Origin of the sequence: Photorhabdus antumapuensis (genome assembly GCF_020387775.1) — a bacterium.
Classification (GTDB): domain Bacteria; phylum Pseudomonadota; class Gammaproteobacteria; order Enterobacterales; family Enterobacteriaceae; genus Photorhabdus; species Photorhabdus antumapuensis.
This window is the reverse complement of record NZ_JAHZMK010000055.1, coordinates 1-14,781: the sequence shown is the minus strand read 5'-3', so window position 1 is coordinate 14,781 and position 14,781 is coordinate 1. Positions and strand designations below refer to the sequence as shown.

Annotated in this window: 9 protein-coding genes and 2 pseudogenes; 3 read left to right on the top strand and 8 right to left on the bottom strand. The window is 45.5% G+C overall.

Annotated features, from left to right (window positions below; genetic code table 11):
- Positions 1-318: 318 nt before the first annotated feature.
- A complete protein-coding gene (locus KZ793_RS19920) occupies positions 319-468 on the bottom strand; it encodes a hypothetical protein (RefSeq protein ID WP_225816909.1) in 150 nt (49 codons plus the stop codon).
- 40 nt (positions 469-508) lie between these two features.
- On the opposite strand from KZ793_RS19920, the gene KZ793_RS19915 reads away from it, so the two are divergent.
- The gene (locus KZ793_RS19915) at positions 509-1,702 is read left to right on the top strand and encodes a multidrug effflux MFS transporter (protein WP_225816908.1); all 1,194 of its coding nucleotides are present in this window, start codon (positions 509-511) and stop codon (positions 1,700-1,702) included.
- A gap of 8 nt (positions 1,703-1,710) precedes the next feature.
- Here the strand turns inward: KZ793_RS19915 and malT are convergent, their stop codons facing one another.
- Complete coding sequence (gene malT / locus KZ793_RS19910; RefSeq protein WP_225816907.1) at positions 1,711-4,425, bottom strand: HTH-type transcriptional regulator MalT; 2,715 nt, start codon at positions 4,423-4,425, stop codon at positions 1,711-1,713.
- Between the two features lie 435 nt (positions 4,426-4,860).
- Here malT and malP point away from each other — a divergent pair, with 435 nt between their 5' ends.
- Positions 4,861-7,263, top strand: coding sequence for a maltodextrin phosphorylase (gene malP / locus KZ793_RS19905; protein WP_225816906.1), 2,403 nt, complete (start codon positions 4,861-4,863; stop codon positions 7,261-7,263).
- Positions 7,264-7,272: 9 nt separating this feature from the next.
- Entirely contained in the window at positions 7,273-9,360 is a 2,088-nt protein-coding gene (gene malQ, locus KZ793_RS19900) for a 4-alpha-glucanotransferase (RefSeq protein ID WP_225816905.1), read from the top strand.
- A gap of 257 nt (positions 9,361-9,617) precedes the next feature.
- Here malQ and KZ793_RS19895 read toward each other — a convergent pair whose 3' ends face one another.
- The 6 genes and pseudogenes from KZ793_RS19895 to KZ793_RS19870 form a co-directional block, all read right to left on the bottom strand.
- Positions 9,618-9,926, bottom strand: coding sequence for a hypothetical protein (locus KZ793_RS19895; protein ID WP_225816904.1), 309 nt, complete (start codon positions 9,924-9,926; stop codon positions 9,618-9,620).
- Between the two features lie 1,158 nt (positions 9,927-11,084).
- Positions 11,085-11,357: pseudogene (locus KZ793_RS19890) on the bottom strand (PAAR domain-containing protein).
- A 3-nt stretch (positions 11,358-11,360) separates the two neighbouring features.
- Positions 11,361-12,435: pseudogene (locus KZ793_RS19885) on the bottom strand (type VI immunity family protein).
- A gap of 15 nt (positions 12,436-12,450) precedes the next feature.
- Positions 12,451-13,242 carry a hypothetical protein gene (locus tag KZ793_RS19880; protein ID WP_225816903.1) on the bottom strand — a complete coding sequence of 264 codons (792 nt, stop codon included), beginning with the start codon at positions 13,240-13,242 and terminating at the stop codon, positions 12,451-12,453.
- 48 nt (positions 13,243-13,290) lie between these two features.
- Entirely contained in the window at positions 13,291-13,809 is a 519-nt protein-coding gene (locus KZ793_RS19875) for a VRR-NUC domain-containing protein (protein WP_225816902.1), read from the bottom strand.
- Positions 13,810-13,811: 2 nt separating this feature from the next.
- Positions 13,812-14,781 (bottom strand): type VI secretion system Vgr family protein (locus KZ793_RS19870; RefSeq protein ID WP_225816901.1); only part of this gene is annotated, 970 nt, incomplete at its 5' end.

Genomic DNA, 14,781 nt, shown 5'->3' with positions numbered 1-14,781 from the left:
CATAAGAAATTCTGCAAAACTGTACTTAAAGTCTCCCATCTTGCGACTTTTGCGCAAGATGATAAGAATATTGATATCGCACGCAGTTATTTTCTGATAGGTGATGAAATGTCATAAAAGACTCTCGATCATTTCTGATCTGCCAGAAAAAGTGTTTTTTTATACTGGAGATAGCTAGATTCTCGGTAAATATTAAACGTCGAGTGAAGAATACGCTGATGCGACAGCGCTATGTCATTTGTCTGTATTTAAGATCTGGATACTTAAAATACCCGCACAAGCTAGCCGGTTTACACTGGTGAATAGCTCGTATAAAGTTCAGACTTTAAAAAAAGCAAAGGGTTCTGTCCGTGCGCGATCTTTGAACACACCTATCGCCAGCTTGAAATGACTTGCCAGTAGGATTTCTGGTGTATCCAAGCTCTTTGGTTGCGCTAAAGAATGAATTCCACTGAGCCTATTCGCCAATAAAACCACCACCATTTATTGAAATATCAAAAGAACACACATGCAAAATTATATTCTTCTACTACTTAGCCTAGCACTTTTTGGACCTTTGGGTATCGATGTATTCTTACCTACGGTTCCTGCCATCGCTGAGGATTTTAAAGTTAACAATGAAGTTATTCAGTCAACGATTTCTTTATTTTTACTGATTATGGGGCTAGGCCAATTAGTTGCCGGGCCACTAGTGGACAAATTCGGCCGTCGGCCAGTTGCCTTAACGGGTATCACCTTATATATCATCGGTTCTGTGATCGCAGCGCTTTCTACTTTTCCCGAAATTTTTATTGCAGCGCGGATTATTCAAGGATGCGCTGTCTGCTGTACCAGTGTTGTCTGCATTAGTGGCGTGCGTGATCGCCTAAACGGTGACGAAGCGGCTAAAGCCTATGGATTTATTAACGGTACGCTAAATATCGTTCCTGCTCTCGCTCCGTTACTTGGCGGTATTCTGGCCGAAATGTTCAACTGGCGAGCACCATTCTGGTTTTTGACTTGCTACTCGGTTATTGCACTACTGATCATTGCCACCTGGCTACCAGAAACGCGGCCTGCTAACACTAAGCCAATTCGCGGGCTACCGCTGAAACAATACTTTCAAATTCTTAGCAATGCCCAGTTTATACATTTTGCCTTAGTTAATGCCGGCGTTATGGGAATAGTCGTTACCTATGTGTCATTTGCACCAACGGTACTGATGATCGAAGGCCATATTTCGCCGCTAGCATTTTCATTGATTTTTGGTGGTAACGGACTCTGGACGATGATCGCCTTCCTAACCGCAACTAAAATCATCCCCCGAATTGGCCGCCCTTCCTGCCTGCTGTTAGGGACAATTCTGATGTCACTGGCTAGCCTGGCTCTGTTTTCTGGCATACATCTGCCAACTATCGCCAGCCAGCACTGGCTAAGTTATATGTTGCCGGTTTCTTTCGCCTGCACAGGTATGGCATTTGTTATGGGGCCTGCGACCAGTTATGCACTAGAACCTTATTCTGACGAAGCCGGTGTCGCTTCCGCATTGATAGGATTCGTCCAGATGGCTGTCGGCTCTGCCCTCTCGCTCATTGCTATGGCGTTACCATTTTCGCTCAAACAGTCACTTGTGTTAGTCATGCTACTCGGTACCACGCTAATCCTGTCAGCACACATACTCAGTCGTAACCTGAAAGGACAGGTAGTTTCACTAGAATCCTAAAATATCTGTCACACACCTAACCCCATCATCTGCATCAGTTGCTGTGCTTGCTGAATCGCCTCCTGGCGATTCGCAATTCCTAGCTTCTGATACAGATTCCGTATATGCGTCTTGATAGTTGTCGTCGCTACATCCAACTCTGCGGCAATCTGATCATTACTGTAGCCTGAGTAAATCAATCCCAATACCTGCCACTCACGCTGTGTAAGTGGACTATTGCGAATAAGCTCAGGAACATCAGGATGTGTTAGCAACTGTGTGACAAAACTTTCATCAAAATGAGCGAATTTATGACGATGTTGACGGTTGATATCCCGCAAAATGCGCTGTGCCCGATGCAACTCCAGTTCAGACAAGGTATTGAGTTGAATAAGCTGGCGTAGCTGTTGAGCCATCAACTCACCTTCGATGACAAAATGGCTAATAAACCCGGTACGGTTAGCCAGAGCCAATGCCTCAATAAGCGCACTCTGCGCTTCACTTTTGCGTCCGATCTGCCAGTAAAGCAAATTACACAACAGTAAATTACGATTCAAATCGCTGATTAATTGTAATTTTCTCGCATGTTGATTTAGTGTATCTAAAATGGGTTCAGCCTCATCATACAAACCAAGCAGAATCTGAGCACGAGCAATATTGCGCCACTGGCCCTGATTAAAATGATTATTGACGCTCTCTGGTCGCTCGGTCTGTGCCAGCCACCGAATAGCAGCGCTTCTATCTTCCATATTCTGCCAAATGATGACTCGCAACTTGTCAGTATTCGTGCGCCAATCTCTGTGATATTGCCCATTACTCAGCAGGTTTTCACAACGCGCCAGATAACGGCGGGCATTATCAATATCTCCTCTGGTCAAAGAGCATTTAGCCAACTGGGTTAAACATTGCAACTGTTGCTGAGGTTGGAAGTTAGACAACACTTCCAACCCACGACGCGCTGCCTCTTCGGCTTCCTCAAGACGAGACCAGCACCACAAAAGCTGTGAACGGATACGCAACAAAAATTCATGCATCGGCAATTGCTCCAAATGCTGTTCACGGATCAATTCAAATGCCTTGTTCTGCGTTTCATAAGCCGTCTGCAAATATCCCTGAGCCAGTAAAATTTCACTTTGCTGTAACAGCGCCCACAACGCATAGTGATGAACATGGAAACAACGCGCAAGCTGCTCGGTTTGTTGCATTCGCGTCAAAGCATCAGCCAACTCACCTTTACAATGTAATACTTCACCTTCCACCGAAGTCGCAACAATACGACTGTATTCATTCTGAGGAAGCAGTGCCGCCAAGGCTTGTTTCGCCAACTTATCAGCTACCTCCGGCTTGCCGCTGTTTATTGCCACCTGAGCCCGTAAAGCGTCGAATTCAGCCAGTAGATCCGGCTCTATAGCAATTTGTTTCTGTTGCAGAGCCTGTTCCGCCTGATTTAACAGTGTATTGACCTCTGAATAACGATGTTGGCTTTGGGCCAGCCAGGCTTGAAGTAGCACCAGACGCGGACTCTCCAATAGCTGCTCATAAGGCAGCGCATTCATACACTCTTCCAACAGCGATAACTCACTGTGGTTAAACAGCGACCAAGCATGTTGCAACAAAATATCCCGCAACATGGCGGTATCGCCCGCTGCCAAGGCATGATGAATCGCCTCACCCGGATACCCCTGCGCCAGCCAACCTTCCGCAGCCGCCCGATGCAACTCCGGCAATTGCAGCGCCATTTCCCACTGACAGCGTTGACGCAGAAATGAAGCAAAAAGTGGATGAAAGCTAAACCATTCGCCAGAGTCATCCATGCGCTGGATAAACAACCCTTGGCGTTCAGTTTCTTCAAGGCGCTGCTGACCATTCTCTTCGCCGGTTAGACGAACAATCAAGCCATCATTCATGGAACGTAAGATAGAGCTGCGCAACAAAAATTCACGCGTTGAACTATCCACCTGATTGAGTACCTCATCCACCAAATAATCGGAAAGATGGCTGGCATTAATGCCCGACAAGCGCTTAGCCGACAGTTCAGCGGCATCACACGACTGCCGCGCTGAAAGCGCGATAAGCTGGAGCGCCGTTGCCCAACCCGCCACTTCATTGCATAGGCGCTTACAATCGTCGGCATCAAGGGATGTGGTTAAACGCTTATCAAAAAATTGCTGCGTTTCTTGATAATCAAAAGCCAGTTGCTGGCTGTCAATTTCCAGCAATTGCTCACGTACGCGCAGATTAGCCACCCCAAGAGAAGGCAGATTACGCGATAAGATGGTTAACGTCAGATTCTCAGGCTGGTGACGCAGGAAAAACCGCATAGCCTCATGAATAATGTTATTTACAATCAGATGGTAATCATCAATCACTAAGGAAATGGGCCGCTGCCACTCATTAAGTTCAATAAATAATTGAGCGAAAAGCGCGGGTAAATTGGCATATTGATGTTTTTGAGCCAACACTTCACTTTTAACACAATGACCCTGCGTCGCCTGCTGCAACGCCGCGATAAGATAGCTGGCAAAACGTTCCGGCTGATTATCACTCTCGTCCAGAGAATACCATCCCAGATTATCCTGTCCGGCTGCCCACTGAGAGACCAATGTGGTTTTGCCGTAACCAGCGGGGCTAGTTATTAGCACAAGACGATAGTTAGACGACTCATTCAGTCTGATTAACAGACGCTTACGCAAGACTGTATTATTCAGACGAACAGGACGACTCAGTTTTGATGGGATAAGCATTAATTTCCGTAATTTCCGTGCCCAATAAGAAGCAATAAGTGAAACCTGCGCCGGAACCATGAGTGATATTAGTTAGATGATTTATTTCACGGTCCGTAATAACGTCATCAATCAACCCAACCAAATTTAGTGAAATAGATGACTTTTGCAAATATGTTTGCGAACCCCATAGTATTAAGTTGCGCACCCTATCACATTCTTGAACAGCAAATTCCATTTTCTACGTATAAGTTTTGGAAGCGATTGGCAAATTCACCTCATCAGTTCTCAACAAGAAAGTGGACTCAACGGGCGCAAAAATGACGCGAAATAAGGTTATTGGCTACGCCCTTCTACTCCTCCCTGACTAATACCTCTCCAGGATGATGCTTTAGATCCTGAGAGCATTCAGCATAGTGTCTAAATTTGCCTTTTCAGCTACAGGATGAAGACTCCATGCAACAGTCCAGATTAGATAAAGCCCAGTTTCAGGCTGCGCTGACACGTCAATGGCAGCGCTTTGGCCTCGGTTCAGCACAGGAAATGACCCAGCATCAGTGGTGGCAAGCCGTTAGTGCGGCCCTGTCAGAGCTAGTGCCCGCATGCCCTGTCATCAATCATTCCGAGCAACAACGCCATGTGAACTACATCTCCATGGAGTTTCTGATTGGCCGTTTGACCGCAAACAACCTGCTTAACCTTGGTTGGTATGAAGACGTTCAGGCTTACCTGGCAGAAGAAAATATCATTCTAAGTGATCTTCTGGAACAAGAAACCGACCCTGCTTTAGGTAACGGTGGATTAGGACGGCTTGCCGCCTGTTTTCTTGACTCTATGGCAACTATCGGTCAGTCGGCAATTGGCTATGGTCTGAATTATCAATACGGCCTGTTCCGCCAATCCTTTGAGCAAGGGCAACAAATTGAAAAACCAGATAATTGGGGACGAGAATCTTATCCTTGGTTCCGCCACAATGCTCAGTTAGATGTTGAGGTGAATTTTGGCGGCGAAGTCGTCATAACAGATGATGGACGCGAAACCTGGGCACCTGAATTCACCTTGATTGGAGAAGCTTGGGATCTACCGGTCATTGGTTATCGCAATGGCGTTACTCAACCATTACGCCTGTGGCAAGCAACCCATGCTGCACCATTTGATCTCGACAAATTCAACGCCGGACAGTTTCTGACAGCGGAACAGCAAGGGGTTGAAGCCGCTAAACTAACGAAAGTTCTCTATCCGAATGATAATCATCAAGAAGGCAAACGCCTGCGTCTGATGCAACAATATTTCCAGTGTGCCTGCTCCGTCGCAGATATCCTGCGTCGCCATCATCTGGCGGGCCGCAAAACAGAAGATCTGCCTAAGTATGAAGTTATCCAGCTTAACGATACCCACCCAACGATTGCCATCCCTGAAATGATGCGCATTCTTCTGGATAAACACCAGATGAGTTGGGAAACCGCATGGGAGATAACCAGCCATACTTTCGCTTATACCAACCACACCCTGATGCCAGAAGGTTTGGAATGTTGGGACGAGGATCTAGTCAGCCACCTGCTGCCACGCCATTACAGCATCATTAAAGAAATCAACTACCGGTTTAAAAAGCTGGTGGACAAAACCTGGCCAGGCGAGCAAGCCGTATGGGAAAAATTAGCTGTACATTATAACCATCAGATACGAATGGCGAATCTTTGCGTCGTCGCGGGCTTTGCCGTAAACGGAGTAGCAGCACTACACTCACAGCTTATCGTTAAGGATCTTTTCCCTGAATACCATCAACTATGGCCGAATAAGTTTCTCAACGTGACAAATGGCGTTACCCCACGTCGCTGGCTCAAACAGTGTAATCCGGCACTGTCGGGATTGCTTGACCGTACGCTTAATCGCGAATGGATTAACGATCTTGATGCCCTTAAGACACTTGAACCCTATGCAGATGACGCCTCTTTCCGCGAAGAGTACCGAGCTATCAAGCAAGGCAACAAGATCCGGCTATCCAATTATGTCAATAAAGTGATGGGGCTCAAGCTAGATCCAAACGCCATTTTTGATGTGCAAATTAAACGCTTGCATGAATATAAACGCCAGCATCTGAACCTGTTGCATATCCTATCGCTCTATAAACAAATTCAGGAAAATCCGGCGCTGGATATCGTGCCACGTGTATTCCTGTTTGGCGCAAAAGCCGCGCCTGGCTACTATTTGGCAAAAAACATCATCTCTGCAATCAATCAGGCGGCGGAAAAAATCAATAATGATCCGATTGTCGGTGATCGTATTAAGATCGCTTTTATCCCCGATTACAAAGTTTCCGTCGCGGAACTCATGATACCGGCGGCCGATGTTTCAGAACAAATCTCCACTGCTGGCAAGGAAGCTTCGGGTACCGGCAACATGAAATTCGCACTAAATGGCGCACTGACCATTGGGACATTAGATGGGGCGAACGTTGAAATTGCCGAACAGGTAGGAGATGACCACATCTTCATTTTCGGGCATACCGTAGAAGAAGTGAAAGCCTTAAAAGCTGCCGGTTATGACCCACTGACATTACTCAAGGAAGATCAACACCTAGACAATATACTCAAAGCACTGGCTAGCGGCGAGTTCAGCTATAGCGATAAACGCGCATTCGATATGCTGCTACATAGTCTGATTGAAGGTGGCGATCCTTATCTGGTACTAGCTGATTTTGCCTCCTATTGTGATGCGCATAAGCGGATCGATACCTTGTACCGCGATACTCAACATTGGACACGTAGTGCCATCCTGAACACCGCCCGGATGGGTATGTTCAGCTCTGACCGAACAATCCGTGATTATCAACAACGCATCTGGCAAGCAAACCGATAAGGAAAAATCATGGAGGAGAAGAGCCTCGATCATTTAGCGACCGAGGCTGGCATTGTCGCCAGCTACATTAATGCTTATGGCAAGCCACAAGCGATTCCAACGGAAACCCGACATCGCTTGCTGGATGCGATAAACGTAAACAAACCGGCCAATGCGCCGGTTTCACCCTTGCCGACAGTAAAAATTTTTACTCAAGGTGAACACTTCACTATCACCCTGAAAGATGAAGAGCACTACCAATGGCAGATGCGGACAGAACAAGGAGAGGAATTTCAGGGGCATTGCTGCCATAAACTGATGCTGCCTGATACGCTTGCTCTGGGCTACCACCGCCTCACTGTGACACAAGGAAGCCAATGCTGGTCTATGCAGATTATCGTGGCGCCCAAACGCTGCTATGAACCGGATGCCCTGCTAAAGAAGGAAAAACTTTGGGGTGCCTGTGTGCAACTCTATACTCTGCGCTCAGAAAACAACTGGGGAATCGGCGATTTTGGTGACCTGAAATACATGCTGAAAGAGATAGCAACACGTGGAGGCGCCTTCATCGGGTTGAATCCGTTGCATGCACTGCATCCAACCATGCCAGAAAGCGCCAGCCCCTATAGCCCCTCTTCACGCAACTGGCTTAATGTGATTTACATTGATGTTAATCAAGTTGAGGATTTCAAACACAGCGAAGAAGCACAGAGATGGTGGCAAACAGCGACGACTCAACGCATGTTACAGAATGCCCGCAACGCGGAATGGGTGGATTACACCGCAGTTATGGCGTTGAAAATGGCAGCACTGCGTCTGGCATATCAACAATTCAGCACCCGTCCAGAACATGATTCGCCAAAAACCGCTTTCCGCCAATTTGTCATTCAGGGTGGTGAGTGTCTCTACTATCAAGCCGCCTATGACGCTCTGCATTGCCAGCTATACGCGGAAGAGAGTTCCTGTTGGGGCTGGCCGGTATGGCCGGAAAAATACCGCGAGCCACACGGTGAAGCGGTACAAACATTTTGCCAATCTCACCCGCAGGAAGTGGAATTTTTCCTCTGGCTACAATGGTTGGCCGATACTCAACTTGCAGACTGCTTTACCCAAAGCCAAACAAGTGGCATGTCCATTGGAATTTACCGTGATTTGGCCGTCGGCGTAGCGGAAGGAGGCTCGGAAACCTGGTGCAACCGAGTTGTTTACTGCACCAAAGCATCAGTGGGAGCGCCACCGGATGCTCTAGGGCCACTGGGTCAAAACTGGGGCCTACCGCCAATGAATCCTCATGTTTTGCAAACTCAGGCTTACCGACCATTTATTAATCTGCTACGCACCAATATGACCCACTGCGGTGCCTTACGTATTGATCACGTTATGTCAGTGCTCAGGCTCTGGTGGATTCCCTATGGCGAAACTGCCGACAAGGGGGCATATGTGCACTATCCAGTTGATGATCTGATGGCAATTCTGGCATTAGAAAGTCAACGCCATCGTTGTCTGGTCATTGGTGAAGATTTGGGTATTGTACCGGAAGAGATTGTGGGCAAACTGCGCGATGGCGGTGTCTATTCTTATAAAGTGCTCTACTTTGAGCGTCATGACAACGGGGAATACCGTGCACCGGAGGATTACCCGATACAAGCAATGGCGACCATCACCACGCATGATTTACCTACTTTACGTGGATTCTGGCAAAGCGACGATTTGACACTTGGTGAATCACTCAAGCTATATCCTGATAAAGACCTACTGCAAGGGTTACATACCGAACGTCAGGCCAGCAAACAAGGGTTATTAGAAGGCTTACATCGCTACGGCTGTATCCCGGAACCTATCAGTCACATGGCAAAAGAGGTGGCTATGTCACCGATAATAAATCAGGGGCTACATCGTTACATTGCACACAGTGCCTGCGCGCTGTTGGGGTTGCAACCCGAAGATTGGCTGGATATGGATAAACCGGTCAATATTCCAGGTACGATAATGGAATACCCTAACTGGCGACGTAAACTGAATACCACATTGGAAACCCTGTTCGATGATGATCATGTCAACCAATTACTGAAAGATGTGGATAGATGTCGTAAAAAAGCAGGAATAGCGATAGATTAAATACCGTAACGCCTATTTCTCCTGCGCAGACGTTATCCTATCCAGTTTCAAGGATGGTTTTAATCCATAAACCATCCTTCATATTGCTGACTTTTAACGCCTTGACTATCACCACTGAGTTTTCACCAATGATAAATACAGGTGTTAAGAAAAGCCACTTTTTGTCTGTCAGTATAGTTTTAAAAGCTGGAAAAGAGGCCAGGCATACCACGAAAAAACAAGTAAAAAATTTAATCATAAAAAGTAAAAAGCAGTGATTAAGGATTTTTTAAAACGGGTAAAAAATCCGATACCATACTGACATTAGAGGAGAAAGCATCAGAAAAAACAGGTTTTAAATTGATTAAATAAGGTGACAAAATGATAGTATTAACCCAATAACAAGAATATATCATATCAAAACATTTAACCGTATTAACCGTATTAACCGTATTAACCGTATTAACCGTATTAACCACATTAACCACATTAACCACATTAACCACATTAACCACATTAACCACATTAACCACATTAACCACATTAACCACATTAACCACATTAACCACATTAACCACATTAACCACATTAACTCAATTTTCTTAAATAAAAGATTTTGCCTAACTGCAACAAGTTTACGAAAAATCAGAGGCTATAATTGTAGAAAACCGAGAGGCATTTAGATTAACCCTAAAAAACAAAAATGTTTAGCAAAATTAAAAATAATTAAAGAAACTAGCGTTAATCTTAATACCATCAGCTAATCTGCTACCCTCACTGGTTTTAAACCTAAAAAATCAAATATAGAAAAGGGAGAAATGAGAAAACCTAAATATCAGTTTAATGAAAATAGGGACATTAAATACGGTTCAGAAAAAAGGCCATTAGGCTTACCACAATTAAACAATAAAAACCATTCGTTATGGCAGGTTTACAATTAAAAATAAGCAACCCCTCAGAATGAGAACCACTGTACAAGCTTATCATGTTTTTACATTATTCTTTTTTACTTACATTTTCCTTTTACCGGTGATTAATCAGCTAAAAATTAAAAAATACATTTATCGGCGATACTATCCTCCACTTATTTTACATTTACCTAACCAACCATGACTATTTAAAAAGACAAACAGAGAGAGATTAAGCATTTCATTCAATATGCTAATTTAACTCAACAAATTAAAAATTTTAGTGGCGTGATTAATTACATTTAGTCGAAATTCACTAACTATTAACCGAGAGCTGAAAAGAAACAATCACGTAAAACAACATTAATAGAATAGATTGACATTCAAGTATTTTCTCACCAGTATTTTACAAAAAAACAATAAAAAATGCGATAAAGAAAAGATAAAACGATTAATTTAGCAGAATCTAAGTGCTAGAAAAGAAATTATCCTAAAAACATTAATGGTATCTCTACACTAGAGAGTTATATTATTAATGATTTATAAAGAAAGAATAAAGGGTGATGATTTATAAAAACCCGCAGAATTGTCAGTAAAACAACATTAGTAAAACAATGTCAGTAAAAACAAATCGGATATGATTAACGCTCGTTAAACATGAAACCACGATATATCATAATTCTTAAATTTAGCAAAAAGCATATTTCCAAAAGATAAAAAAATAGTTAAAACCAGATATCGATTAAAGCCAGAGGTAGAAAAAATAACTTTTAATCACAGTTTAAAACCTGCTCTGGTTTTATGGGGATTTCAATTAAGGGCTTTGGAATTTGATATTTATGGCCGTACCTTTAATCGACAGGCTCCGGTCGGGCAACCACAATTAACAAGGTGTCCCTCCAGCGCAACAGGTATTCCTTGTATATTGAACAAGTTAGAACCTTCCGCAATAGCGCCGGTTTATTTACAGGCGGGACAAAACACCGGGTCACCTTTACAGGCAACCGATAGTTGTTGGTTTACCAAACCGGAACCATTTAAAACATCGCCTCCGGTCATTGTGGTATCACCTTTAAGGATAATTTTTTTTCCTTCCACTACACTTCGCATTATTTACTCCGCTATATTTTCCGTTTCTCGTATTAAATGCCATACGGTTGTGCCCGGTTCTGCACTTGGAACATCAAAAGCCATCGCACCCTGAGCAAAGAAGTACTGCTGACCAGGCAGGCTATCGGTTTGCCAGATCCCGCTGACCAGTGCCGGATGGTTACTTCTCAAAGGGGTCACTTGCAGCGGTCCCCGGTCATAACGGGCATACCAGGCTAGGGTAGAAATATCATCAAAATGACCTTCACCATAGAAGTGCAATGAATGGCCTTCACGAAGTATCACTCGTATCGGACGTATCAGCTAGGCTAATGGCAAAATAACTCTCCGGAACACTGCCCGGTAGCGGTGTTAAGTCCGGGTATTGACCGGCCCGGATCATCAGACCATTGGAGTAAGGCGTAATCACCACATCCGGGTAGAGGTGGCGGGCCAGCGTGTGGCGTATCCATGATTTCCCCCAGTCGGTTTACAAATCGTTTGGACAGCAGGGTGATCCAGTTAATGCCACGGATGGAATGTCCATACTGTAATTTAGCTGTGTGCACTGCGGAGTTCACTTGCAGGGAAGGATAACATTGCGCTAGCTGGTACTCTAAAGGAAAATAGTCATAGAAGTCTTTGGGCAGGACCAAGCAATAACCGCAGTCCCCACTGTCCGGTTCAAGTCCAGACTCAGATAGGAGCTACTATCATCACCATCATACTCATCGGAATCCAGATAACGCATCAGATAACGAGGTGCTTCATCTTCATTTTTAGCATCACTGACGACCCAGCCACAAAACTGATTTTTTTTCTGATTTAGGATGCTCTCTTCCACTTTGGCAATATTTTCCGGTGAATATTTTCTTAATCCTTTAAATTCATGACGGTGAAAACGCAGATGAGTACCAAACTCTTCGCGAAAGCGCTGGTAGCAGGCCAAAATACGCTGTTTTTTCTCCTGAGTGTAACCCTGTTTAAAAAACAGGGTAATCGAGAGACCCAGGCGGGAAACAGTCAGTTCATCGCCATTGATAAAAAGAAAAGAAGTCAGTTGTGATCTCAACTGGGCAAAGTAATCTACAGTTTCCATCATTTTCTCCATGAATTATGAGGCGGTGGCGAATGTCACACTCGCCAATATTGTCAGGACGGCAGCTAACGCGGTGGCGCTCATTGCTGCTGCGGCAGCTAAAATTTCCACCAGTGCAATCAGCGCGGCAGCGACGGCAACGGTGACCAGGATAACAACGGCAACTTCGGCAATAATTACAACTAATTCCAACATTCCTTCACCCACCTCTTTTAATATTTGCATCCAGCTAATGTTTTTTAGCTCTTCCAGGGTGATATCTGAGCCCTGTTGCACAATCTGCCACCGGGCTTTTATTTCGCTCTCCGTCCAAGTCACGATTTTTCCTGTTTGTTCACTGACCCAGGAAAACGCGTAGCTGACCTGATGGCTTATCGGGTCAATAACCTCGTTACACACCCATTTGCCAGCCTCATTGAACCAGGTACCAAACTGGGCAAGAAGCTCCCGGGTACTGTCGCGGACATAATTCAATCCATTTTCAGCCAGACCAGCCACCTCCTGCCCGAGGACAACCCAGTCTTCATAGCTCGGTAAAAACGACCAGCGGGAAGTACTGAGCAGCGGTGGATTTTTTGTCAGGGGTTGCGGAATGGTCCCCGGTATTCCTTCTTCGGGAGGGATGGGTAAAGCTTCATCATCAGGCGGTGAACCCGGTGGCAGCGGGGCCAGTGGGATGGGGTTTTTATAGTGTTGGGAACCGGGTTGATAATGTTTTCGCCACGCCTCATCGTACTGCTTTTGCTCCTCAGTGCGATTATCTATGACGCGCATTACACCAAAACGTTTTTCTGTCGCAATTAGCATATAATCCAGTTCCTGATCTCTACTTAGATCATCCCCCGTAAATTTCACTTAAATCAACATTTTCAGATTATCGGGGTGCACAGAACCATCGAAGTAGGTGGCATTTCTGCCCGGCCAGCGGAGAGACACATCTCTAACCAGAATAATATCGGGGCGCCGAATACGTTTAACCCCAAATTTCTCCGCGTCTTCGGCAGAAGGTCGGGCAAACGGATTACTGGATTGCGGCAAATTACCACCATAACGTTGCTTAGAGTCTTGACTGGCCGCCAGCATGGGTAAAGGGACATCTTGCTCTCCTCGGATAGCAAACACCACTTCCGCTTTATAAGGCCACAGGAAGTCATGCTTAAGCTCCTCAACCTTAATCAACCCACTCATAATAACTTGATTAAGAAAGAGAATAGCGCCCAGCTTAGTGATAATCATTGCCGGCAGGCGCAGAGCGTATTCAGCTTTTCTCGCCAGATAACAGGGATCTTCATCAGCAGGAAAGACGCCTATTTCCATCGTACAGGTGATTGATGTGACAGCCGGGCACATCTTGCCGTTGTTGGATATTGCCATACTTATTCCTCCGTAAATTCCATAACATGCTCTACCGGTGTATTATCACTGGCCTGATATAAGGTTTGCTTCGGTTTAGGTGGGGTTTCCGGTGAACTCAGTTGCAGATTTTCTTCTGCCGCACTCTGTACCGTCATCGTTCTGCCCAGCGCGTCAGTTTTACCCGGGATGACCTGACCATCGCCAGTGGTAATGGTGTAGGGGACATCCACCAACGGCTTATCGCTTTGCTCGCTGAGCAGGGTATAGCGGGCGGAGTAGTCAAACAGCGCACCGGCGGATTTCTTGCCGGTGATATGGTCGGTCATAGTGATGCTGACCCCTTCGATACGGATATTGCCCATTGGATCAATGACTATCTGCCCGCCTGCGTTCCCAATGATGATTTGCCCGCTTTCAGAGTGCACTGTGATATGTTTACCCACGGTGATTTGCTGGTTATCGGCGATGTTCAGTTGATGACTTTTACCAATGGAAAGGGCCTGCTGACCTTTAATGGTCACCGTCTGATTTTGACCGACTTCAAGCGTATGGAAGCCCTGCACGGCTTCATCATCATCATTTTTAATTATCGCCGTGCGGTTATGCGCCACTTCTGTTTTCTGGTCATTACCTATCTGCGTGGTTTTATCCCAGAGAATCTGCGTTTTCATATTCCGCTGAGCATGAATAAACACTTCCTCGCTTCCTTTATCATCCTCAAAGCGCAGTTCATTAAATCCCTGTCCCCCGTGAGTCCGGGTTTTAAAGGTGGTACGGGTTTTCTCCAGCGGTAAATTAAGAGGCGGGCGGTTGAGGCCGTTATAGGTACACCCCGTCACAATCGGGCGGTCAATATCGCCGTTGAGATAGCTGACTATCACTTCCTGCCCGACGCGAGGGATCGCCATAAAACCGAAACCGTTGCCGTTCCAGCCTTGCGCCACCCGTACCCAGCAAGAAGCGCTGTCTGTTGTGGTCAATAAAAATTGG

Excerpts from the sequence above, each read along its gene's own strand:
- KZ793_RS19915 (WP_225816908.1), top strand. The coding sequence starts at position 509 with ATGCAAAATTATATTCTTCTACTACTTAGCCTAGCACTTTTTGGACCT.
- malT (WP_225816907.1), bottom strand. The coding sequence starts at position 4,425 with ATGCTTATCCCATCAAAACTGAGTCGTCCTGTTCGTCTGAATAATACA.
- malP (WP_225816906.1), top strand. The coding sequence starts at position 4,861 with ATGCAACAGTCCAGATTAGATAAAGCCCAGTTTCAGGCTGCGCTGACA.
- malQ (WP_225816905.1), top strand. The coding sequence starts at position 7,273 with ATGGAGGAGAAGAGCCTCGATCATTTAGCGACCGAGGCTGGCATTGTC.
- KZ793_RS19880 (WP_225816903.1), bottom strand. The coding sequence starts at position 13,242 with ATGCTAATTGCGACAGAAAAACGTTTTGGTGTAATGCGCGTCATAGAT.
- KZ793_RS19875 (WP_225816902.1), bottom strand. The coding sequence starts at position 13,809 with ATGGCAATATCCAACAACGGCAAGATGTGCCCGGCTGTCACATCAATC.